Source organism: Sphingobacterium sp. UBA5670, from assembly GCF_002420705.1.
Taxonomy (GTDB): domain Bacteria; phylum Bacteroidota; class Bacteroidia; order Sphingobacteriales; family Sphingobacteriaceae; genus Sphingobacterium.
Map to the genome: position 1 here is coordinate 132,835 of NZ_DIIM01000004.1, position 22,266 is coordinate 155,100.

20 protein-coding genes are annotated in these 22,266 nt (G+C 39.6%); 11 read left to right on the top strand and 9 right to left on the bottom strand.

Annotated elements, in window-relative coordinates:
• Positions 1-189: 189 nt before the first annotated feature.
• Positions 190-1,473 (top strand): retropepsin-like aspartic protease, encoded by a 1,284-nt coding sequence (locus B3C94_RS05220; RefSeq protein WP_293900067.1) that lies wholly within the window; start codon positions 190-192, stop codon positions 1,471-1,473.
• Positions 1,474-1,704: 231 nt separating this feature from the next.
• Here B3C94_RS05220 and B3C94_RS05225 read toward each other — a convergent pair whose 3' ends face one another.
• The 3 genes from B3C94_RS05225 to B3C94_RS05235 form a co-directional block, all read right to left on the bottom strand.
• The gene (locus tag B3C94_RS05225; RefSeq protein WP_293900070.1) at positions 1,705-1,926 is read right to left on the bottom strand and encodes a cation transporter; all 222 of its coding nucleotides are present in this window, start codon (positions 1,924-1,926) and stop codon (positions 1,705-1,707) included.
• Between the two features lie 142 nt (positions 1,927-2,068).
• Positions 2,069-4,486, bottom strand: coding sequence for a heavy metal translocating P-type ATPase (locus B3C94_RS05230; protein WP_293900073.1), 2,418 nt, complete (start codon positions 4,484-4,486; stop codon positions 2,069-2,071).
• 126 nt (positions 4,487-4,612) lie between these two features.
• The gene (locus B3C94_RS05235) at positions 4,613-4,873 is read right to left on the bottom strand and encodes a hypothetical protein (protein WP_293900076.1); all 261 of its coding nucleotides are present in this window, start codon (positions 4,871-4,873) and stop codon (positions 4,613-4,615) included.
• A gap of 167 nt (positions 4,874-5,040) precedes the next feature.
• On the opposite strand from B3C94_RS05235, the gene B3C94_RS05240 reads away from it, so the two are divergent.
• From B3C94_RS05240 to B3C94_RS05255, 4 genes are all read left to right on the top strand, one after another.
• Positions 5,041-5,181, top strand: coding sequence for a hypothetical protein (locus tag B3C94_RS05240; RefSeq protein ID WP_293900079.1), 141 nt, complete (start codon positions 5,041-5,043; stop codon positions 5,179-5,181).
• Between the two features lie 145 nt (positions 5,182-5,326).
• Complete coding sequence (locus tag B3C94_RS05245; RefSeq protein ID WP_153848663.1) at positions 5,327-5,470, top strand: hypothetical protein; 144 nt, start codon at positions 5,327-5,329, stop codon at positions 5,468-5,470.
• An 87-nt stretch (positions 5,471-5,557) separates the two neighbouring features.
• Entirely contained in the window at positions 5,558-5,926 is a 369-nt protein-coding gene (locus B3C94_RS05250) for a hypothetical protein (protein WP_293900091.1), read from the top strand.
• A 12-nt stretch (positions 5,927-5,938) separates the two neighbouring features.
• Positions 5,939-9,049, top strand: coding sequence for a lantibiotic dehydratase (locus tag B3C94_RS05255; RefSeq protein WP_293900094.1), 3,111 nt, complete (start codon positions 5,939-5,941; stop codon positions 9,047-9,049).
• Here the strand turns inward: B3C94_RS05255 and B3C94_RS05260 are convergent.
• Both B3C94_RS05260 and B3C94_RS05265 read right to left on the bottom strand, forming a co-directional pair.
• On the bottom strand, positions 9,019-9,723 hold the full coding sequence (locus tag B3C94_RS05260) for a LytR/AlgR family response regulator transcription factor (protein WP_293900097.1): 705 nt from the start codon (positions 9,721-9,723) through the stop codon (positions 9,019-9,021). The two genes, B3C94_RS05255 and B3C94_RS05260, sit on opposite strands and share 31 nt — an antisense overlap.
• 28 nt (positions 9,724-9,751) lie before the next feature.
• The gene (locus B3C94_RS05265; protein WP_293900100.1) at positions 9,752-10,861 is read right to left on the bottom strand and encodes a sensor histidine kinase; all 1,110 of its coding nucleotides are present in this window, start codon (positions 10,859-10,861) and stop codon (positions 9,752-9,754) included.
• Between the two features lie 117 nt (positions 10,862-10,978).
• Here B3C94_RS05265 and B3C94_RS05270 point away from each other — a divergent pair, with 117 nt between their 5' ends.
• The 3 genes from B3C94_RS05270 (at position 10,979) to B3C94_RS05280 (ending at position 13,458) form a co-directional block, all read left to right on the top strand.
• On the top strand, positions 10,979-11,431 hold the full coding sequence (locus tag B3C94_RS05270; RefSeq protein WP_293900103.1) for a DinB family protein: 453 nt from the start codon (positions 10,979-10,981) through the stop codon (positions 11,429-11,431).
• Positions 11,432-11,617: 186 nt separating this feature from the next.
• Positions 11,618-12,088, top strand: coding sequence for an OsmC family protein (locus tag B3C94_RS05275; protein ID WP_293900106.1), 471 nt, complete (start codon positions 11,618-11,620; stop codon positions 12,086-12,088).
• A 134-nt stretch (positions 12,089-12,222) separates the two neighbouring features.
• On the top strand, positions 12,223-13,458 hold the full coding sequence (locus tag B3C94_RS05280) for a TCR/Tet family MFS transporter (protein ID WP_343557731.1): 1,236 nt from the start codon (positions 12,223-12,225) through the stop codon (positions 13,456-13,458).
• A 168-nt stretch (positions 13,459-13,626) separates the two neighbouring features.
• On the opposite strand, the gene B3C94_RS05285 is transcribed toward B3C94_RS05280, so the two are convergent.
• Entirely contained in the window at positions 13,627-14,496 is an 870-nt protein-coding gene (locus B3C94_RS05285) for a pirin family protein (RefSeq protein WP_293900109.1), read from the bottom strand.
• 490 nt (positions 14,497-14,986) lie between these two features.
• Here B3C94_RS05285 and B3C94_RS05290 point away from each other — a divergent pair, with 490 nt between their 5' ends.
• Positions 14,987-15,787, top strand: a complete 801-nt coding sequence (locus tag B3C94_RS05290; protein ID WP_293900112.1) for a GNAT family N-acetyltransferase — start codon at positions 14,987-14,989, stop codon at positions 15,785-15,787.
• Here B3C94_RS05290 and B3C94_RS05295 read toward each other — a convergent pair.
• Positions 15,784-16,977, bottom strand: a complete 1,194-nt coding sequence (locus tag B3C94_RS05295; protein ID WP_293900115.1) for an MFS transporter — start codon at positions 16,975-16,977, stop codon at positions 15,784-15,786. The genes B3C94_RS05290 and B3C94_RS05295 overlap by 4 nt on opposite strands.
• 168 nt (positions 16,978-17,145) lie before the next feature.
• On the opposite strand from B3C94_RS05295, the gene B3C94_RS05300 reads away from it, so the two are divergent.
• A complete protein-coding gene (locus B3C94_RS05300; RefSeq protein ID WP_293900118.1) occupies positions 17,146-18,741 on the top strand; it encodes a sulfatase family protein in 1,596 nt (531 codons plus the stop codon).
• Positions 18,742-18,783: 42 nt separating this feature from the next.
• On the opposite strand, the gene B3C94_RS05305 is transcribed toward B3C94_RS05300, so the two are convergent.
• Positions 18,784-19,581, bottom strand: coding sequence for a GIY-YIG nuclease family protein (locus B3C94_RS05305; RefSeq protein ID WP_293900121.1), 798 nt, complete (start codon positions 19,579-19,581; stop codon positions 18,784-18,786).
• 276 nt (positions 19,582-19,857) lie between these two features.
• Here B3C94_RS05305 and B3C94_RS05310 point away from each other — a divergent pair, with 276 nt between their 5' ends.
• A complete protein-coding gene (locus tag B3C94_RS05310) occupies positions 19,858-20,145 on the top strand; it encodes a hypothetical protein (protein WP_293900124.1) in 288 nt (95 codons plus the stop codon).
• A 66-nt stretch (positions 20,146-20,211) separates the two neighbouring features.
• Here B3C94_RS05310 and B3C94_RS05315 read toward each other — a convergent pair whose 3' ends face one another.
• Positions 20,212-22,245, bottom strand: a complete 2,034-nt coding sequence (locus tag B3C94_RS05315) for a heavy metal translocating P-type ATPase (protein ID WP_293900127.1) — start codon at positions 22,243-22,245, stop codon at positions 20,212-20,214.
• Positions 22,246-22,266 lie beyond the last annotated feature (21 nt).

Consider the following 22,266-nt stretch of genomic DNA (forward strand, 5'->3'; position numbering starts at 1 on the left):
CAAAGCATTAGCTAATTTAACCTTAATTATTCGGGGCCGCAAGCATCACATATCCCTCCTTAACCTAAGCCACTGACTGTAAGGAGAATAAGCGATAATAAAAATAAAATTTAAAAATTAACAAGAACTTTTCCGACATTTAAAAGAATAAATAAATCACTGATTAAAAGATAATTTATTGAATACCTCATGAATTCTACAGCAAATTATTTCAAAAAATACCTATCGACCTATTTCCTTTTATTCATCTCCATTCAGCTTAATTTTGCTCAGGTGACCTCTACTAGATTCAACAAATTCTGTCAGCTTATAGAGTCCAAAGATTTCTTCAACGCCCGTGAGCTGTTTATGAGCAATAAAACTGACTTTAGCGCTAACGAACAAGTTTTTATTTTGGCAATACTCGATAATGCATTTAACAAACCCATTGCTTCAAACAAAAAAATAGCATTACTGAACAAATCATCTGAAGTATTGCCTGACACACTACGACTAAAAATACAACGCATTCAGGAAGATAATTTTGTCAAATTGAAAGATTATGCTGGCGCAAAGCGAACGACGCAAAAAATTCTCCACGAATTCGATCCCCTGCTTTCAACTGAAGTAAAAGATGATCTCCGAAACAATCTAAAAATCTGGTCAGCTCTCGAACATATAGGGCCACAGCGTATAGAAATCAATGGCGATATTCGTCTAAAAATGACAAAAGATAGAGCCGGGTTGAAGAATCTAAAACTAACCATTAACGGTGATACAGCAAGGTTTATATTTGACACCGGAGCAAACCTATCGACAGTCTCGGAGTCCGTGGCCAAACGACTTCATATGGAGATTATCCGTGCAGCTATTGATGTAGACGCAATTACAGGTATTTCGATCAAAGCCGATTTAGCCGTTTGTAAACAATTAAAACTTGGTCACATCAACATATCCGACGTTATATTCTTGGTTTTTCCAGATAGCGCACTTTATATCCCGCAAATTAACTATCAAATCAATGGCATATTAGGCTTTCCGGTCATAGAAGCCTTACAAGAAGTACAGCTTACACAAGATGATTTTTTTATTGTCCCGAAAACACCTACAGTTCCAAAAAGACCTTCAAATCTTGCAATAGACGGTTTAACACCACTTATCGCGATTGATGGAAAACATTATACTTTTGATACAGGAGCTGAAAAAACGATCCTATATGCACCTTTTTATGAAACCTACAAACAGCGTATCGAAAAACATGAAATACCGACCAAAATCGCCATGGGAGGCGCTGGTGGAAAAGTTGAATATGACGGTTTTGTCATACAGCATACATTCCATATCGGTGACAAACCGATCGATATCAAAAATATAAGTCTATTAAAATCGAAGATCAAAAATGAAACTGTATATGGAAATATAGGTCAGGATGTTATTCGGCAATTTTCTAAAATGACCCTTAATTTTAAAGATATGTTTATCCATTTTGACTAATAGAAATCCTTCTTTTCCATGAGCTTCCTTATGCGTAACCAAACGTCCCTATATGGCTTTTGTTCGCTGCAGATCATCCTGGCAACCTTGCCGGTAGAATACCACCTGCCAAACTAATAAAACTGAGCGCAGTTTCTTCTCATAATTATACTTCATAAAAGCACCCTAAAAGTTTTGTCCAACTTTTAGGGTGCTGTCTAATAATAGTGCTTCTAGAGATTTATTAAACAATTATGCGGAGTAGGCCGTCGCATTAAAGCCCTTCTTTTTAATAATTTCAATGATTTCTTCCTCCGAAACACCTTCAGATTTTACAGTTAGAATTTTGTCTGCATTGCTGGTGTCAACATTCCATTCACAGATGCCGTCCTTACCGTCCAGATCAGCACTTACTTTGGACACACAGCCCCCACAATTAAGGTTTGTTTTAAATTGAAGTTCTTTGCTTTCCATGTTATTTAATTTTAATGTTATCAATCTATTTAATTACTTATCCAAATATGCCTATAATACATTTGGTTGTACTTACAGTTTTTCTATTTTGTTTTACAATATTTACCGTATAAAACGAGGTCCACGGCTCAATCATAGTTAGTTATTTTTTCCAGCGAAGGCGCAAGCTGTTACTGACGACACTTACACTGCTCAATGCCATTGCAGCTCCAGCTATCATCGGGTTTAAGAGGAAACCATTGAATGGATACAGAATACCTGCAGCGAGGGGAATCCCAATTAAATTGTAAATAAACGCCCAAAACAAGTTTTGCTTAATCGTTGCGACCGTTTGTTTCGAAAGTCGAATTGCCTGGGGTATCTTCGTCAAATCAGAAGAAATAATTGTCATTTTCGCTACATCCATTGCAATATCGCTTCCTTTTCCCATGGCAATACTGACATCTGCTGTTGCTAAGGCTGTGCTGTCATTAATACCGTCCCCAACCATGGCGACCACCTGCCCCTTTTGTTGCAATTCTTTAACAAAATCAGCTTTATGTTCAGGTAATACCTCAGCTTTGTAATGCTGAAGACCTGTTTCCGCAGCGATGGCCTTGGCAGTAGCCTCGTTGTCACCAGTCAGCATATATAGTTCAATTCCCATAGCTTGCATCTCCTTGATGGCACGTACAGAAGTTTCCTTAATCCGGTCTGCTATGGCAATAACAGCTAATGCGGTTTGACTATTGGCAAACCAGATCACTGTTTTGGATTGATTTTCCCATTGAGTGGCGTGTGCCATCAATTCCGTCGAAATTGTAATCCTATTTTCAGCCAACAACCTCCGGTTCCCTACATAGTACGTTTCGATTCCTTCACTGCCCTTGACACCTTTCCCTGTAATACTTTCGATAAAGGATATTGGAGTAACTTTCACATCATTAAAATACCCTACAACAGCTTCTGCCAATGGATGTTCAGACTGTTTTTCCAGGCTTAACAAGATACCTTTTAAACTATCCTCATCATTATTCCAATACACATCAGTTACAACAGGTTTTCCTTCCGTAATGGTTCCAGTTTTATCCAAAACAACTGCAGTTACCTTTTTGGCCAGCTCCAGGCTTTCCGCATCCTTAATTAAAATGCCCTGCTCAGCTCCTTTACCCACTCCAACCATGATCGCTGTAGGAGTAGCTAAACCTAGTGCGCAAGGACAAGCAATAACCAAAACCGTTACTGCCGCCAATAATCCTTGTACCAGATGGTTTTCTCCGCCTAAAGTAAACCACAGCAGAAAGGTTAAAATAGCAATCCCAATGACAACAGGAACAAATACAGCAGCAATTCGATCGACCAGTTTTTGCACAGGAGCCTTACTTCCCTGTGCATCCTGCACCATTTTAATAATATCTGCCAGCATGGTTTCCTTGCCAACTTTTGTCGCTCTGAACCGAAAGCTGCCTTTCTGATTGATCGTCCCAGCAAAAACCTGCTCATTTTCAATTTTTAAAACCGGGACCGGCTCTCCGCTTAACATACTTTCATCGACATAGGAATTCCCACTGATAACAATACCATCGACAGCGATCTTCTCACCTGGTTTTACCAGAACGATATCACCGGCATGAACGGCTTCTATAGGGACCTGACGCTCTACCCCATCCGATTGAATGACCATAACCGTCTTCGGCTGCAACCCCATTAGCTTTTTAATAGCAGATGAGGTGTTGCCTTTGGCCTTTTCCTCCAGCAATTTACCCAATAAAATAAAAGCAATGACAACTGAGGCTGCCTCAAAATATACATGTGCATGCAAGCCACGTTGATGCCAAAATTCAGCAAAGAGCATATTAAATACGCTAAAGATGTAGGCTATCCCCGTGCTCAACGCAACAAGTGTATCCATATTGGCCGAACGGTGTTTCGCTTGTTTCAACGCATTGACAAAAAAGTCCTTGCCTAGCCAAAGAACTACGGGTGTAGAAAACAGCCACATAATAGGATTTGCGTACGGCATATCCATAAAGAACATACCGATTACAACTACGGGCAGCGATAGCAATACTGCCCATCGTGTTTTGATTTTAAGCTTGTGAAATTTAGCTGCGTGAATAGCCTCCAAGGTTTCCTGTTGTGTAGATTCATCTTCGATTAATAAATCATAGCCACCAGCCTGGACTGCTTTCTGAATTTTTAAATGATCCGTAATATTAGGCAAATATTCAACTGTAAGATTTCCAGTTGCAAAATTTACAGACGCATTGACAACCCCTTGTTCATATTTTGCCATACTTTCGGCACTACTGGCACATGAAGCGCAAGTCATCCCAAGAACTGGAAATGTTTTGGTCAATGTAGAAACACCATAACCAAGATCTTTGATCGTCTTTACACTGCTAACGACCGCTTCACTATCTTTAGGTACGATAGCAGCTCTATGATTATTCAATTCCACCCGATAGCTCGCCAAGCCTTTGACCTGAGCTAGTCCTTTTTCGACAATTGAAGCACAATGTTCACTTTCAACATCTTCTAAAGGTAGATAAACCGTGTCTTTATAAATATCTGTCGCCATAACTGATTGTTTTATTTTACACAACAAATTTGGCCACAAATAACATCGAAATCATTACACAATTAGGGAATTGATTTGTAATATTTATTCGATAATACGATACGACAGGTTAAACTCAATTCTTCTTTAGCTTTCCACTTCCTCAACAAAACCATAGATAATATAATCACCGCGTTCTTCGAGTTTAATCGTTTCCATTCCACTCCAGCCGGATGCATTGGTATCTTCATCGATAAAATTTTGAATTCTGTCAAATGCGACACCAATCTTTGTTTTCCCATCTGCATAGATCTGATATTTCGCAGAGGTCTGCCAGCTTACTTTTTTTCTAAATAACCGTAAACCTTCTCTTTTCAAAAAAATGTGCATTTCATTTGATAAATTCATATTCTCATTTGTTTTACGCGCTCACACTACTCACCTATTTATTTGGCAGATGCTTTTCTGGTCAAGGACTTACCTCAAGCCTTCTTATTAGTTTATCTATTTAAGCTACATGGCTTTAATGGCTAAAGAAATGGTTTTTCGCTGCTAAAATAGATAGTTCTAAAATAATGAACCAAATAGAATCCTACAATGAAGCCGTCGCTATTTCATCGTACTCAAATGCTATTTCGTCGAATTTTCCAACAGCATACGATGGACCTTCTTTCAATGCTGATTATAATCTGGCAGACTATTCGAACAGCATCTAATACACCGCGAACAGAAATAGGAACACGCTCTATTTTTTCGTCGAATAAATTCTTTAGTTCGTCCGATTCATTTTCAATTCTGTCGATATTTTTCGCTGTTCTTTTCCATAGAAAGCACATTTGTTTACAATTTAAACGTATAACTATGGAAAACATTGAAAATTTTTTAGCGGAGGATTTTGTATTGGATGTACAAACTGTCTGCGTGGTCGAACCGATCTCATTTTTTGATTTTGATGATATGGAACTGGTAACTATTAAGACAGTTACATCTTCAAAAGTAATATAAAAGAGGATAATGCTGTGAAGGCGTTCTGGTAGGCGCCTTTGCAGCAATCGTCTTTATTGTCTACTAAATAAAAAAAGAACCGAATATATGACTTCACCCAAGCTTAAATGTATTCTCATTGAGGATGAACCCCTGGCGACAAAAAAAATAGTTGAATACATTCACATGTTTCCAGATCTTCAATTGATAAAGATGGTTGAAGACATTGAAAATCCAGCATTATTTAGTCATGATCTAAAATCCGCAGACATCCTATTCCTCGATCTCATTGTTAGCGGCGGTAATATTAATACACTTGCCGAATTGATCGCCGATATTCCTATCCTGATCATTACGTCCGCTGTGTCACGCTGGCAATATCCGGAATTTATCAAAAACAGAAAGCATTTTGCACTACAAAAACCAATTTCGCCCGAAATGTTTCAGTCCTGTATAAAACAAGTCATGCAATACTAGTCCTACTAATTCATGTCATTATTCCACTTATCCGATTATTTTCTTCTGCGCACGCCGCTGCTTCCAGCTGCATTTGCCGTTGATCTTTTAACGATAAAAGAGAGACATGAAATAGAAGAGAAACTTCGTCACTTGTTTCAAAATGAGCAATTAAAAGAAGCCCTATTTCTCGCAAGCCCTGCCTTCTCAGTAGAAGTTCAAAAATGGCTTGAATACAAGAAAGAGAGCAGCTCAAAAATGATCGCTTCACTACTCAAATATGCGATTAGGATGAGTACCAGAAGTACGCCTTTCGGTTTATTCGCAGGGGTATCTTTTGGGAACATTGCCGTCTCCGAAAAAAAGGTATCGTTAATTAGGACTAATGCGAATAAAACTGTATTAAAACTGGATGCCACCATTTTGACAGGAATTATTGAACAGATATCAAAAGACAAAAGAATTTACAGTCAACTCAATTATCGTATCAATCCGACCTTATACTTAGATGGTAAATATTACAAATATTATCAAAAAGTGGCAAATGGAAAGAAAGGACAGCATATCCTGAAACGCATAAGGCTTACCCCAGTTTTGGATCGAGTCATCCAAGAATTTGAAGGCAATAAGAGAACCAGCCACTATCAATCATTAATCGATCTGCTGCAAGGTCTTGGAGCATCAACAACGCATGCGCCCCTATTCGTCAATAACCTCATCAGCCTTGGAATCATATCTTCTGAATTACAGCCCAATGTAATTGGCCGAGGTTATTTGGACAGCCTGATAACGACGCTTGAAAGAGTGGATAAGGAGGAAAATTATTTAAATCCTTTATTAACGATAAGAAAATGGCTTCATAGTTCTCAATCTGTCATTGAGATCCGAACCGCCATCCTTAAATTATTGCAGCCTTTGGCTCCAGACCTCGATATGACCAATTCGTTACAGGGGGACCTTCTCATAGGGATGGACGAAAACAATTTATCAGATACCGCATTAAATCACATAAGAGATCAATTTCAGGATTTACTACCACTTTGCAGCCAGACTAAGTTAACAGATTTTGATCGGTTTAGAGCTGCGTTCTCTGTTAAATATGAAGATAGAATGGTCCCGCTAACGACAGCTCTAGACCCCGATATTGGGATTGGTTACGGACGTCAAGAAGGTGTTTACAATATAACGGATGAAATACTCGGGGATGTTAAAAACATCACTCCGACGGGCGAAAAAAAATATGGCGACCACCATTATCAAGATCTGGTCATTGAAAAATTTGTAGAAAGTGTAACAAATCAATTCACCGAAATTCGGCTGACCGGCAAAGATCTAGATCATATCGCTAAACAGCGTAAACAAACAGTCAATACTATCCCTTCTTCATTCTATGCCATCGGCAATCTTCTTAGCAGTTCATGTCAGGAAAATTTATGCTTCAATTTGGGTACTATTGGCGGTTCGTCATCAGGAAACTTAATTTCCAGATTTGCACATTTGGATGATGAATTGTATAACAAATTAAAAGAATCGACCAACAGAGAGCAACAGCAGTTTCCCAATGCAATACTTGCCGAGATTTGTCATTACCCAGACAATAATGCTGGTAATATAATTTATAGACCTGCGCTGCGAAAGGCATCAATTTGTCTAAGCCCAACAATCGACGAAGAACAAGAGCAAATTGATGTTAATGACTTATACCTGTTCCTTAAAGAACAGCGTCTAATCTTGTGGTCCAAGAAATTCAATAAAATAGTTATCCCCCGTTTGACGACAGCCCACAATTTTGAACAGGGTATGAATATTTACAAGTTTCTCGCAGATTTTCAGTTCCAAAATAATAGGTTGGATCTTTCCTGGAATTGGGGGATTATGAAAGAGCAACCGAGGCTCCCAAGAATAAGCTATAAAAATATTATCTTGTCTAGAGCCCAGTGGCGAATTCAAAAAATAGCGAAATACCCCAGTAACCCTCAGGCTTTCATAAAAAATATACAAGCGGAGTTAGCAATCCCTGCAATGGTCATTATCAGCAGCGGCGATAATGAACTGTTGATAAATTTAGACAATCCTTTTTGCATAGAAATCGTATTGGATCATATGTGCAAAAGAGAGACCATATTAACCGAATATATCCTGAGTGACTATTCATCAGTAGCCAGAGATAAAGATGGACATATTTTTGCCAACGAAATCATTATTCCAATAGAATCACAGCAGGAGACTTTCACAAATGAATCAGCTCCGCAAGACAATAACCTAAAAAGATGCTTCCCTTTGGGCAGTGAATGGCTTTACGTCAAGATCTATTGTGGTTTACATTTTGCAGACACCTTGCTAAAGGAAGTTTTCCCCATAATCGTAGCGACAATTAGTCAACAAAATGTCCTAAAAAAATGGTTTTTTATACGTTACAACGATCCATCGCCCCACATTAGGTTTAGAGTTGAGCTTTCAGATCCAAGCCAGTATTATTCCGTTATATCCACGCTTAATACCCTATTGGAACAGTTTATTAAAGATGGACAGATATCAAAGCTATCCTTTGACACTTATATACGGGAGATTGAACGATATACCCCATTTTGTATGGAACTTAGTGAGGAGCTATTCTATCAACAAAGCGAAACGGTACTGAAGGTCATTCAACAAAGCACTTCAATCAATGATCGATGGCGCCTGGCTTTCGAAAATATTGAGTCGCTATTAGAAGCTGCAAAATTTACACTGATCGAGAAAAGAGATTTCTGTCTACAGATGAATACCCTTTATCAGCAAGAATTTGATAATAATAAAAACCTTTGGGTTCATCTCAACAATAAGTTTAAAGAGAAAAAAGACTGGTTCGACAAACCTTTAGACAACCCAGAAGAATCGAAAAAAAAACTAAATGCACTTCAATACAGCATATTTAACACCTTACGGAGCCATACCGACCAAGTTGAGTTCAAGTCGGCTCGGACATCGTTACTATCGAGCTACATTCATATGTTTATTAATCGATTGTTCATGTCCGATCAACGCTTACATGAACTTGCTGTTTACCACTTTATGGTTGGCTATTATAAAATGCAAATTGGGAAACAGAAAGAACGTATGAATCCCATAAATTATATGAGTCCCATCTTCGCGAAAAGTTGATTACGATATTGTAAACCTATACCGAGTTCTGTCCCATTTTTCAGAATAACTTTACTTGCCTCAACTCCCTTGATCTGTTTGATATTGACAATATAGGACCGGTGCATACGAGAAAACATATCCCAAGGCAGTTCTGCTTCCATATCTTTCATGGTAGACAGCAACGTTTGCATACCTTCTAACGTATAAATTTGAATGTAATCCCCCCAGGCTTTAAGATAGAAAATATCCGCCGGATCTATAAAAATAGTTTTGTTCCGATCCTTGATCTTAATCGCCTTTCTTTCACCTTGTGGGCCCCTTCTAGAAAATAAAATTGCCTTTTGGACTTTTTCAATTGCCTTGATCAAGCGCTCTTCCGTCAGGAGTGGCTTTAAGATATAATCGATCACATCCAGCTCAAATCCATCGACCGCATATTCATAATGCCCAGTTATAAAAACAACAAATGGTGGATGAGCAAGTCCTTTGAGAAAGGTAATTCCGTCCATTTCAGGCATATCTATATCCGACAAAATGAGATCTACCTCGTGCTGCCTTAAAACGTCAATTGCTTGCAATGGGCTCTCGAATACACCCAATATTTCGATCAGGCCTAATTTGGAAACTAATTTCTCCAGGCGACCTCTCGCAATAGGCTCATCTTCAATAATGATAGTTTTAATTCTATTCATAAGTACTTCGCAACCCGTTGCTTTGGTGCTACGGCTCTGTTTCCGAATGTAAAGTTACAACAAGATTAACACTAAATACACCCTCTTGCGACTTTATTTCCAAATTGTGATGATGAGGATAATGAAGTTCCAGTCGTTTTTTTACATTTTCTATCCCTAATCCGCCGATATAATTTTCTGGTTTTGAAAGTTCTCTATACGCATTAGCCACGTGCATATACACCTTGTCATCCGCAACCTTAATGTCTACGGATATCCATCCTGCCGAAGAACTTAACCGAGGTCCGTGTTTGAATGCATTTTCCACAAATGGAAAAAAGATCAAAGGAACAATCATGCTGTTTTCGTGCTCGGCCACCAAATTTAGATTGATCTGCACGGTCTCGCTATAGCGTAACTTTTCCAATTCAACATAATCCTTTAGCAATTGAAATTCGCGACTAATTTCGATCCTGGGTTGATTACTTTCATGCAGTAAATACACCATAATACTACTTAAACGCATCATACTTTCGCCGCCTCTTTCATCATGATCCGATACCAGCACATAGATGCTATAAAGTGTATTAAGTAAAAAATGTGGGTTAATCTGGTATTTTAGAAAGGCAAGTTCCAATTGGACATTGTTCAATTCCAGTGCTGAATTTTTCAATTCGAGTTTCATTTTTGAATTTCTGACAGACATAAATGCCTGTACAATTTTTACAGTCAATGGTAGCGCCACCAAAAAAATAAAATCCAACAAATAATCGCTAATGGAAGAAAGGCGAAAAGCACCAAAGATTCCTTGATTTAGTATTATTTCAAGATAGCTTGAAAGGCGAACATCTGGTGTTAGATGTTTCAACGTTAATAGGGCAGCAAAGTAACTTAGAAATGACCACCAGGCGTAAATAAACAACAACCATAATATACATAAAACAAACTTCCCTGGAATAAACCACCGCGGAATGATGATATATGCTGTCACATAAAATATTGTCAACAAAGAAAAAACGTCCTTTACAAACAAAATCCAGGAATTATCAATATCTATCCGCTGATAGGAAATAAATTGCATTCCCAAAACCAAAAACCAAAAACACAAATGAAGAATAATACGTTTCCCCGTATTGTAATTTTGGAAAAAACTGTTCATAGATAGCATACCTGTCAATAATATCAGTCTAATATAAAAATATCCTTTAGTTTGTGGTAGGATTATTTCTATCTTACGTATATTTAATTTTACTGAACCCACGTAAACAACAGTTAGATGTCAACTACTTTTATGCAGCTTTGGTTATATAATAACTGGGCCAATACAGCACTACTGGATAAACTGAAAAGTGAAGGCGAAAAAGTACCTCATTCTTGCATACGGCTCTTTAGCCATATTGTCAATGCTCAGATTATTTGGTTAAGTCGATTAACTGGTGAAAAACCACCTGTTGGTGTTTGGGATGAGCACAGTATCATCGATTGCCAAAGGTATCACAATTTAGCTTCAGAAGGATTTGGGCAGCAGATTCAGCGCAGAAATGATATGGAGGATGAAATTATTAATTATACAAACACACAGCATCAGGCTTTTCATAATAAGGCCAACGACATTCTGTTACACGTCTTTAATCATGGTACCTACCACAGGGCGCAAATAGCAAGCGAAATGCGGAAAAATGGCATTGAGCCTATCAACACAGATTATATCACTTTTGTTCGCACATAACAGTACTGTAATCAGACCGCGTTGCAGCCTGACTACAAATGGAGTAATTTTATTGTAATACCGACTTGCCCCAAATAAAAATATGCGTTTAGCTGTGGAGAAGCATCATCCAAGTACAGACATCTGTGATTAAAATCAATAAAAAAAGGAGCTGAAACCGGATAATACACTAAATTTGAAACAAAAATGAGTTACAAACATCTCTTTAAAGCGTCCTTAACTTGGAACCATCCTGAACAGACTAGTGCTGTGGGTTCAAAAATTTATAATAAAAGCCATCACATTAAGATTGAAGGAAAAGCAGATCTCCATATTTCAGCGGCAAAAGCATTCAAGGGTGACCCCGCATTGTACAATCCCGAAGATCTGCTGCTCAGCAGCCTGATTTCTTGCCATATGATGTCCTACTTATATGTCTGTTCACAAAACGGCATTCAGGTTCTATCGTATATTGACAATGCCGTCGCCACCTTAACAACGGAAATTGATGGCAGTGGTCGGTTTACAGAAGTCACTCTATACCCCGAGATTCTCATTACAGATGAGTCTCAAATAGAACTTGCCTTAGCCTTACATGCTCAAGCAAATAAACTATGTTTTATTGCCAATTCATGTAATTTCACTGTGCAGCACCATCCCAGATGTCAAGCGATCTAATCAAAATAGGCGCTTAATCAAAAGAAAAAAGCCTCTTATTATCGCTTTGTTAGCATTACCAAGAATATCCCAGGAACCACAAATTAGTCATTAAATAACAGACAAGTTTTTAAGGATTTCATTACTTTTGGTTCATGATGGAAAATTCCAAGAAAAAAGCAGCAATCGGATTCATATTTATCACATTACTCATCGACATTACGGGCTGGGGAATCATCATTCCCGTTGTTCCCAAACTTATCGAGGAATTGATTCATAGTGACATCAGCGAAGCTGCGAAATACGGCGGTTGGCTTGGCTTTGCTTACGCTTTTACACAGTTCATATTCTCTCCGGTCGTCGGCAATCTCAGTGATAAATACGGGAGAAGACCCATTATATTGATCTCCCTTTTCGGATTCGCGGTGGATTATATCTTTCTGGCCCTCGCACCAAGCATAGGCTGGCTTTTCTTGGGACGGGTCATTGCCGGATTGACCGGCGCCAGTTTTACAACGGCAAGTGCCTATATTGCGGATATATCAACGGACGAAGATCGGGCGAAGAACTTCGGTTTAATAGGTGCTGCATTTGGTTTAGGCTTCATCATCGGCCCCGTTATCGGAGGTCTCCTTGGTCACTATGGCGCCAGGGTTCCCTTTTACGCAGCTGCAGGACTGTGCATGTTAAACTTTCTGTATGGCTATTTTATCTTACCGGAGAGCTTGGACAAAGAAAAACGAAGGGCCTTTAACTGGAAACGTGCCAATCCGGTTGGATCTTTTAAGTTCCTCGGAAAACATCCGGAAATATCTGGATTAATCGTTGCCTTAATTTTAATATATATTGCAGGCCATGCAGTGCAGAGCAATTGGAACTTTTTCACCATGTATAAATTCAATTGGACCGAAAGAATGGTCGGGATTTCACTTGGTGTTATTGGTCTGTTGATTGGATTGGTTCAGGGTGTTTTGATTCGATGGACAACACCCAAACTTGGTGAACAGAAAAGCATTTTTTATGGGTTGACCCTTTATGCCATTGGCTTGTTGTTATTCTCATTTGCAAGCGAAGGATGGATGATGTTTGTATTCCTTATTCCCTATTGCCTAGGTGGTATTTGTGGCCCTGCCCTGCAATCCGTTATTACCAAAAATGTTCCTTCAAACGAACAGGGTGAACTTCAAGGTGCATTAACAAGCTTGATGAGTGCAACATCGATTATTGGTCCACCGATGATGACAAATCTATTTTACTATTTCACCCATGACAAAGCACCCTTTAAATTTTCGGGTGCACCGTTTTTCTTGGCATTTGTTCTGATGACCATTAGTGTAATCATTGTATACAGTGCTTTTCAGAAAAAGCGGAATCAACAAATAAATCAGTAAAGCGAGTTTGTTTAGTCACTTTACAGGTGGATCCTTGAGCAGTTATTTAGATTCCTCTCGCTTGGAAATACTTTCAGTGAAATGCTGTGGTGTTTACGGGGTGTTGAAAAACGGCCATAAATCGTTGCCTGTAAACCAACAAACAGTTGCCGATTCCGTTGTCTTAATTTATGAAAGCACGCCAAACTTACCCGCCTGAAAATCTTCAAAAGCTTGATATATCTCTGCCTGTGTGTTCATCACAAATGGCCCGTAACTCGCTATAGGTTCGTCAATAGGTTCGCCGCTTAACGTAAGTAATACCGCCTTTTTATTGGCCTTTATCGAAATCTCTTCACCATCATGATCAAATAACACAAAGCTATGCTCTCCAGCGACTTCACCATTTACCACAACCTCGCCATTCACCACCAATATCCCAGTGTTATGATTTTGTGGTACCATAAAGCTCGTTTCATGTTGCTCTTCCAATTGAATATCAAAAAGGTTGATGGGTGTATACGTACTGGCTGGTCCAGTCGTATCCTGAAACTTTCCAGCGATCACATTGACTACACCGCCCGCATCTGGCAACACAACTTTACCCATTTGGTCGGCAGTAATCCCCTGATAGTGTGCCGGCGTTGATTTGTCCTTGGCGGGTAAATTGACCCAGAGTTGAACCATTTCAAACAGTCCTCCTTTTTTCGAAAATTCCTCTTCATGATACTCTTTATGCAATATCCCTGCTCCAGCAGTCATCCATTGTACATCACCAGGACGGATTATACCCCTATTGCCCGAACTATCATGGTGTGCCACACTGCCTTTGTAAGCGATGGTCACAGTTTCAAAGCCTTTGTGCGGGTGGACATCCACTCCCCTTATATGGTCAGAAGGTCCAAAGTCAAATGCTGCATTGAAGTCCAATAGAAGAAAGGGACTCATCCTTTTCTGGGAAATTCCTTTGCCTGGAATCATATTAAATACGCGAAAACCATCTCCCACCATTCCAGGTTGGGCCGGACGTTGGAAAATCCGTTCGATTGATCTTTTCATGTTATTATCTCCTATTTATCGTTGTTTACTAATTCTAATCGAAACATAGATTGATGCTATCTATTTATGTTTCTACCTCAAAGTTACGACAAGAAGGCACCTGTCACCAACAACCTGGATTAAGGTATAAACTTAATCTAGGTTAAGAAAATCAAGAACAGTACTTTGAGACGTGAAGGGCATAATGATTTTTCTAAAAACAAGGATTATCTAAGCGCCGTACATGAGTTACTACAATAGCGCAATTTGCTCAGTAAAATGTAAATGCCCCGTTAACAATATCATTTATTAGATTGAACTCACTCCGCTAGTGCACAAAAGCAAATACACTAAGAGAAACACTGTTCAAGAATAGAATTGTTATTCAAAAGTCCTTATATTTATCTGTATATGTAAACCAAGTTAATAAATATTTTACCACTTTCATCGCTGCAAAGTGTTTGAAATTATAGCATAAAACAACAGGTATAAACTTTTTGACAATTTTTTAATGACTTTTGAACCTATTCAGATTTCCGACTTACCCCAAATAGCAAAACTATCTCCAGAAGGCTGGGGTGATATTACGGTAAAGGTGAGACATTATATTGACAGTCCATTTTGTTTTCCAATAAAGCTCGTGATCAACCGCAAGATTACATCTATAGGGGCTACTATTGTGCATGATCATGTTGCGTGGCTAGGGCATATCATTGTAGATCCAGTTGAACGGGGAAAAGGATATGGAAAAATAATGACCAACGAGCTCATTCGTATCGCTCAACTCAGCAACTGTACAAGTATTCAACTTATAGCGACAGATATGGGAGCACCCGTTTACGCAAAAATCGGATTTCAAGAAAGCTCCTCTTATCTTTTCTTTGAAGGCATAGCACTGACTCATCCCGAAGAATCAGACAACAATATACTTCCTTATCAATCCAACTTTAAATCGGCGCTTCTAACGCTCGATCATGCAATTACTGCTGAACATAGAGAATGTGAGATAGAGTCACACCTACAATCTGCCTATGTATACGTGGATAATAACGCGATGAGCGCTTACTATCTTCCAACATTGGGAGAGGGATTTATTGCGTCAAATGAACCAACCGCTGGAATCGCCTTACTTAAATTACATTTAAAACAAAATTCAAAAGTTGTACTACCCAAAGAGAACAGGCTTGCAATTTCATTTTTAACGAGTCAAGGATATACGGTAAAACGCGAAGCGAAACGCATGTATCTTGGTGATCATATCGATGTCCAATTTCGATATATATTTAATAGAATCGGTGGAAATATCGGTTAAGACAACACATCCGTCAACGCTTGTTCTTTAATAACAACCGCTGCCTTTTTGCTTCGTCGGATGTAGCATAAAGAAATGATTATTCCCAAAGCAGCCATTATGGAACCAACCAGAGCCGGTGAAGTATAACCATAACCTCGATCAATTGGAACACCACCCCAAAAAGCGCCTAGTGCATTTGCAATATTAAAACAAGCAGGTCCTAAAGAGGCAACGAGCATTTCAGCATCACTCTTTACCGAATTAAGCAATAACAAGGTTAAAGAAGGTACCAGTGCAAATGTAGTAACTCCGGTTAAAAAAGTCATCACCAAGGATATCCAAACGTTATCGGACAAGGTATAAATAAGCAGCATACATAAAATTTGAACCACCAGTACTCCTATGACCACCTTAGCTGGCGAAAAAGCATCAGTCAGCTTTCCTCCGATCAAATTTCCTACAAACATCCCTAGCCCCGCTAAAACCATAATATAGGGCAAGTATTTATTAGCAATACCAGACACTTCGGTCATCAGCGGAGCAATATAGCTTATCCAGGCAAACAGGGCTCCTGGCGCTACTGAAAAGAGCAAAACCATATACCAGACATTAACATTAAGAAAAATACCGAAGTCCTTCCAAGGATTGTTTTTAGGTGCTGCTTTCATATTAGGCATCCATAACTTTAATGCTAGCATGGTCAAAATACCGACAGCAACAATCAATAAAAAAGTATAACGCCATGAAAATTGATGTCCAATATAAGTACCCAATGGTACGCCCAATAAATTGGCAACGGTTAATCCCGAGAACATTGTTGCTACGGCCTGCGCTTCTTTTCCTTTATCAGCTAGCCTGCTCGCAATAACAGATCCTACACCAAAAAAAGCACCGTGCGGCAATCCCGAAATAAAACGTGACACCAACAAAAGACCATAATCCGGCGCAATCAAAGATAAACCGTTAAACAGGGTAAATAAACCCATTAGGATAATCAAGGTTTTCAGTGGAGAGAATCGATTCATAACAACTACCAGTAGTGGCGCGCCAATCACAACACCCAAGGCGTATGCGGTAATTAGATAACCAGCTTCTGGAATTGAAACGCGTAGGCTCTGCGCAACATCTGGCAACATTCCCATCATACTAAATTCGGTAATTCCTATGCCCAATCCACCAAGCGCAAGTGCCAATAAACTCTTCTTCATATATAATCAAAATTATTAATAGCACAAATTTCTATCAGAATAATTAAAGAAACAAATTATTTAAATAGCATAATCTATCATTAATCTGATAGGTCTACTCTATTTCACCGAAAACCTTTATATTTAAAAAAATAAAATAAATCTGCACTCAACAACTCAATCTTAACCATGAAACTATATTATTTCCTCATCCTCACCTTGAGCATACTTGTACCCTGTATGATGATGGCGCAAACAGGCAAAATAAAAAAGCACCCAAATATTGTTTATATCATGAGTGATGATCACGGCTATCAGGCTATTAGCGCCTATGGTTATGGGTTGAACGAAACTCCTCACATTGATCGATTGGCAAAGGAAGGCGCGATCTTCACCCGTGCCACGGTGACAAATTCGCTATGCGCCCCTAGCAGGGCTGTACTGTTAACAGGGAAACACAGTTATATCAATGGAAAAATTGATAACGAGGCAAAATTCGATTGGAATCAGAATAACTTCGCGAAAATCCTCCAAAAAAACGGCTACCAAACCGCATTGATAGGTAAAATCCACATGGACGGTCTGCCTCAGGGTTTTGACCACTCAGCTGTTCTCATTGATCAGGGGGAATACTATAATCCAAACTTTATTATCGATGGTGTTAAACAGCAAATCCAAGGTTACGTTTCCGACCTAACCACCGACATGACATTGGATTGGATCGCTCAACGAGATACAAGCAGGCCATTCTGTGTGCTCTATCACCAAAAAGCACCTCACCGGGAGTGGTTACCCGCCTTACGGCATCTTCAACAGTATACATCAAAAAACTATAAAGAACCTAGTAACCTATTCGATACCTACGAAGGAAGAGGAACGGCAGCAAAAACCGCAGAAATGAATATCCTCAAACATATGAACTGGGCCGGAGACAACAAGATACCACCTGCACTAATGGATGAATTGGGTATAAAAGAATACCTAACCTGGGATAAAGCCGCTTTTAATGGAAATTTGGGAAGGATGACCGCAACACAGCGTGCAACATGGGATTCGATCTACAGCCCAATTATGGCAGATTTTCAAATGAAATACCACAACATGTCCAAAGAAGACCTTATGCGCTGGCGATATCAGCGTTATATGCAAGACTACTTAGGCACAGTTGCTGCTGTAGATGAAGGCGTTGGACGTCTATTGGATTTTCTGAAAGAAAATGGTCTTGATGAAAATACAATTGTCATTTACACCTCGGACCAGGGCTTTTACCTTGGAGAACATGGCTGGTTTGATAAGCGTTTTATGTATGAAGAATCCCTTCGTACACCCTTATTAATCCGCTACCCAGCAGAAATAAAAGCTGGCCAATCTTCAAAAGCACTTGTCCAAAATCTTGATTTTGCACCTACAATCCTAGATTATGCAGGGCTTGCGGCACCAAAAGATATGCAGGGAAAATCATTCCGTGGCTTACTCAACGGGAAAGAACATACATGGCGTGATGCCGTCTATTACACCTATTATGAATACCCCTCCATTCATATGGTAAAACGCCACTACGGAATTCGGACAGAAAGATATAAACTGATCCATTTCTACTACGACAAGGATGAGTGGGAATTATATGACCTTGAAAAAGATCCGCAGGAAATGCAGAATGTATACAACATGCAAGCTTATCATAAAGTGCGTGAACAAATGCATGATAAATTGCGCGAAGCCCGGGCTTACTATAAAGATTCAGATGAAAATGACAAGAAGTTTTTACCAAAAATAAAACCTTGATTTACTGGAGCAATGCTCCAGTAAATTATATGCGTTAGCGATCTAAAAAGGATTGCACTTAAAATAACGTCTCAAAATACGTCTGACATCTCTGTTGTCAGCTTTAAGGAGGATAGCTTCTCGTTTTTTCTTTTCACTACGAACACGTTTATGGCAATAACCAAATCCCTTATACTGACCATCCAAGAGGTAAACTAGTCCCTTTTCTTCGGGTGTACGGCCTAGAAATTCCAAAAATATTTCGCCTAGCGGGAGTTCAGAAGAGGCCACAAACTCCTGAACCCTTCTATTATAATCTTCCGGTAGCTCCTGCGCAATACAAGCCCCCTTACAGGTTTTCAACATGTACTGAAAACAATGCCGCGTATAAGTCTGCAGCCTGTTTATCTTTTGGCAGAGCTGGTAAGTTTCCACAATCTTGAATAACTGCTCTTTCCCTTCCTGATGACTCGAGAAGGTCATTAACTCCTCACGTTCGGAATCCAGCGCTTCCACTTGAAGGACTTGATAGCCCGATGGATTTGTCTCTAAATAAAGGCCAAATCCATAGTAGGTTCGACGCTGTGCACGGTTGTAAAACGGCTGATGTTTTTTGATCAGGTCAGATTCATATAAAAGGGCTAATAATTCGTGACCTGTCAATTCAAACCTCACGCGATAAGCCGCTCCCTGGATTTTACGTTCCTTAAAATCTGTACTTCTAAAATGTTGCAATAACCTATTTCTGATATCGATACTCTTACCGACATAAATTAACACATCATTCTTATCGTAAATATAATATACGCCGATTGCAGAAGGCACGCCTTCAAGCAATCTCGCAATTTGCTCTTTCGTCATCACTTGTACTCCATGTAATACATTTGCTTATCAGCAATAATAGCCACGCTCAAATATACTAATATATTTAGCGTTAAAAATAAAATGATAGCGAAAAAAATAGCAAACGTATCTGGTAGAAAGAATACAACGGCATCTTCAATCGTACAACAAAAGCTAAGGTAATGCATAACAATTGAATGAAAAACAAATGCGATTGACACGCTTTGAAGACATGTGGCAAAAAGATAAATTGCAAATCAACAACAAAATGCAGCCATTATCTGTTCAGATGATATGGGAAAAAATTATACAAAGGGAAACACGATTAGTAGCGGAGCATATACTGCAAAGGGTAAAAAGGAAAAAAAATACATTGTCAGCGAGATTAAGCGCGATGGAGAACTGGTCGGCGTCGGTATTTATTATGACGGATCGGATGAACTTCGTGCAGCGGTTGTGATTAATGATCAAGGACAAGGAGTTGAAATCCGCAACCTCCATGACGAACATTACCCAGAAGCGCAAGCAGATGATGACTTGGCTTTTCTATGGCCTCTTTATGAAAAAATGGTCAGCAAATAACGTTATATATACACCCGTCCTCCATCTCATCAAATTAGAAGGACGAGTGTAAAACAGAATTTATCGCTAAAACTTCATTTTCTGAATTCTTATCGCATTCAATATGGCAATTAAGGATACACCAACATCGGCAAATACAGCCTCCCACATTGTTGCCAAACCTCCAGCTCCAAGAATCAACACGATCCCTTTGACTATAAAAGCAAGGCCTATATTCTGATAAACAACTTTTTTCGTTTCTTTTCCTATGCGAATTGCCATCGGAATTTTGGAAGGTTTGTCGTCCTGTATGACAACATCGGCCGTTTCGATTGTCGCATCACTGCCCAGTCCGCCCATCGCTATTCCGACATCACTTAGTGCGACAACAGGAGCATCGTTGACACCATCACCAACAAAAGCAACAGATTCATTTAACGCCTTTATCTCCTTCACCTTGTTTACTTTATCCTCCGGAAGTAAATCTCCGTAGGCCTGATCTATGCCGAGCTCCTTGGCAACATACGCGACTACCGTCGTCTTGTCCCCACTCAGCATCGTCGCTTTTACACCGAGCTTATGCAAAAGCTGGATCGTAAGCGCAGCATCCGCTTTAATGCGATCCGCGATGGTCATAAACCCAACAAATTTACCGTCCAAAGCGATTGCAATAGTGGTATATACGATACTATTCGGATTGATATCATAGGCTACATTAAACTTGTCTAGCAATTTAAAATTTCCTACCAACAGTACTTTACCGTCAGTAATAGCTTTTAGCCCATGCCCAGCTATTTCTTCCACATCATCAAGACTGACCGCTTCATCGACCTCGCCAGCATATTCTCTGATCGCCGTTGCAACCGGATGACTACTGTGGCTCTCTATTTTATTGACGAGCTTCAAAATCCTGTCCTCATCATAACCGGCCTGTAGTTTAATTTCCTGCACCTTGAAAACGCCCGCGGTCATTGTCCCGGTTTTATCCATCACGACATGTCGGATGTCGGCCATCGCATCCAAAAAATTACTACCCTTAAATAGAATACCATTTCTGCTCGCGGCACCTATTCCACCAAAATATCCCAAAGGAATTGAAATGACCAGTGCACAGGGACAAGAAATCACTAAAAACACAAGAGCTCTGTACAACCAGTCGCTAAAGACATATTGAGCGACAAACAAGTAAGGCAGGAGACAGATTCCAATGGCTAAAAAGACCACAATTGGCGTGTATATCTTCGCAAACTTCCGAATAAACAATTCTGTCGGTGCTTTTTGAGCTGTCGCGTTCTGTACAAGTTCAAGGATCTTACTCAGCTTGCTATCTTGATAAGCGGTTGTCACCCGAATTAGACTCACGGTATTCATATTGATCATTCCGGCCAGTACAACATCACCCTTCATCTTTGTATCTGGCTTGCTCTCGCCAGTCAGCGCGGCTGTATTAAATGCACCTTGTTCAGACAGCAATTCACCATCCAGCCCAAGCTTTTCTCCAGGTTTCAGCTGAATTATTGCTCCTATACCTGCATCGGCAGCTTTGATCACTTTGCTCTTTCCATTCTCCAAAATGGTCACTTCATCCGGACGCTGATCCAGCAATGCCTTAATATTACTTTTTGCCCGACTCACCGCCAAGGTCTGAAAAACCTCTCCTACGGCGTAAAATAACATCACCGCTACAGCCTCTGGGTACTCTTTGATTCCAAAAGCTCCTAGGGTAGCAATACTCATTAGCAAAAACTCCGAAAAGATTTCCCCTTTGGCTATACTCTTTAATGCGTCTCTGATGACAGGAAGCCCTACTGGCAGATAGGATAATATGTACCAGCTTGTACGAACCCAATCCTTAAACCACGATTGCGCAATCCAATTATCCATGGCTATTGCAGCAATGAGCAAGACAAAAGAAATAAGCGCAGGTAGAAACAGCTGCCCCTGATTAGCCCCCGCTGTCGAGTGATCGTGACCGTCCTCATCAGCACTATGATCATGACCGGGACTGGAAGCCGGAGCTTCCCCAATAAGGTCCTCAGCTCCGGCCTGGTTATATATTTTTTCTGTCTGTGTACAACAAAGCTGTCTGCCTTGTGCATCATAACGATGTTTATGTTCCATAACTTGCTTTGATTATGTTAA

Coding starts and splice junctions, on each gene's coding strand:
- B3C94_RS05220 (WP_293900067.1), top strand. CDS start 190: ATGAATTCTACAGCAAATTATTTCAAAAAATACCTATCGACCTATTTC.
- B3C94_RS05225 (WP_293900070.1), bottom strand. CDS start 1,926: ATGGAAAGCAAAGAACTTCAATTTAAAACAAACCTTAATTGTGGGGGC.
- B3C94_RS05230 (WP_293900073.1), bottom strand. CDS start 4,486: ATGGCGACAGATATTTATAAAGACACGGTTTATCTACCTTTAGAAGAT.
- B3C94_RS05235 (WP_293900076.1), bottom strand. CDS start 4,873: ATGAATTTATCAAATGAAATGCACATTTTTTTGAAAAGAGAAGGTTTA.
- B3C94_RS05240 (WP_293900079.1), top strand. CDS start 5,041: ATGAACCAAATAGAATCCTACAATGAAGCCGTCGCTATTTCATCGTAC.
- B3C94_RS05245 (WP_153848663.1), top strand. CDS start 5,327: ATGGAAAACATTGAAAATTTTTTAGCGGAGGATTTTGTATTGGATGTA.
- B3C94_RS05250 (WP_293900091.1), top strand. CDS start 5,558: ATGACTTCACCCAAGCTTAAATGTATTCTCATTGAGGATGAACCCCTG.
- B3C94_RS05255 (WP_293900094.1), top strand. CDS start 5,939: ATGTCATTATTCCACTTATCCGATTATTTTCTTCTGCGCACGCCGCTG.
- B3C94_RS05260 (WP_293900097.1), bottom strand. CDS start 9,723: ATGAATAGAATTAAAACTATCATTATTGAAGATGAGCCTATTGCGAGA.
- B3C94_RS05265 (WP_293900100.1), bottom strand. CDS start 10,861: ATGAACAGTTTTTTCCAAAATTACAATACGGGGAAACGTATTATTCTT.
- B3C94_RS05270 (WP_293900103.1), top strand. CDS start 10,979: ATGTCAACTACTTTTATGCAGCTTTGGTTATATAATAACTGGGCCAAT.
- B3C94_RS05275 (WP_293900106.1), top strand. CDS start 11,618: ATGAGTTACAAACATCTCTTTAAAGCGTCCTTAACTTGGAACCATCCT.
- B3C94_RS05280 (WP_343557731.1), top strand. CDS start 12,223: ATGATGGAAAATTCCAAGAAAAAAGCAGCAATCGGATTCATATTTATC.
- B3C94_RS05285 (WP_293900109.1), bottom strand. CDS start 14,496: ATGAAAAGATCAATCGAACGGATTTTCCAACGTCCGGCCCAACCTGGA.
- B3C94_RS05290 (WP_293900112.1), top strand. CDS start 14,987: ATGACTTTTGAACCTATTCAGATTTCCGACTTACCCCAAATAGCAAAA.
- B3C94_RS05295 (WP_293900115.1), bottom strand. CDS start 16,977: ATGAAGAAGAGTTTATTGGCACTTGCGCTTGGTGGATTGGGCATAGGA.
- B3C94_RS05300 (WP_293900118.1), top strand. CDS start 17,146: ATGAAACTATATTATTTCCTCATCCTCACCTTGAGCATACTTGTACCC.
- B3C94_RS05305 (WP_293900121.1), bottom strand. CDS start 19,581: ATGACGAAAGAGCAAATTGCGAGATTGCTTGAAGGCGTGCCTTCTGCA.
- B3C94_RS05310 (WP_293900124.1), top strand. CDS start 19,858: ATGGGAAAAAATTATACAAAGGGAAACACGATTAGTAGCGGAGCATAT.
- B3C94_RS05315 (WP_293900127.1), bottom strand. CDS start 22,245: ATGGAACATAAACATCGTTATGATGCACAAGGCAGACAGCTTTGTTGT.